Raw genomic sequence first — 620 nt, forward strand, 5'->3', positions numbered from 1 at the left:
ACAAAAAAACTATTACAGCGTTATAAACATATTTCAGTAAGAGAAAGTTCTGGCGTAAATATCATAAATGATTTAGGTATCAATAATGCGACTCATGTTTTGGATCCGACTTTACAGATGTCGCGAACTTTCTGGGAAAAATATGCGGGAAAGTCTCGAAGTAATGAACCTTACGTATTAATTTATCAGTTAAATTCTAACAAAGAATTTGATAAATATGCGAAGGAGTTTGCGAGGCGAAAGGGAATGAAATTGATTCGTTTCTGTACCCGCTTGGATCAAGTCTTTCTATGCGGATTTCCTGCCATAATACCAGATGTTTTTGGATTTGTATCGTATATTTTTCATGCGGAGTATGTAATCACTGATTCATTTCATGCAACAGCCTTTAGTATAAATGTAAATACCGATTTTATTAGTATTTACCCAGAGGAATTTAGTACTCGCATTGAAAGCATTCTGAGATTAACAAATTTGCAAGACCGACATTTAAAGTCTTATGAGGATTTTTCTTATGTCGACTTACCGCCGACTGACTTTAGCCACGTTAATATTTATTTGGAAAAAGAACGCGAAAGAGGAGATGAATTTTTAAATAAAGCCTTATCAATAAATAATAT

1 protein-coding gene is annotated in these 620 nt (G+C 33.4%); it reads left to right on the forward strand.

The window, feature by feature from the left end; genetic code table 11:
* The coding region (locus tag ACNOHI_RS25110) for a polysaccharide pyruvyl transferase family protein (protein ID WP_420477451.1) at positions 1 to 620 on the forward strand (620 nt) is incomplete at both ends.

This window comes from Noviherbaspirillum sp. ST9, assembly GCF_048799745.1.
Taxonomy (GTDB): Bacteria; Pseudomonadota; Gammaproteobacteria; order Burkholderiales; family Burkholderiaceae_D; genus Noviherbaspirillum.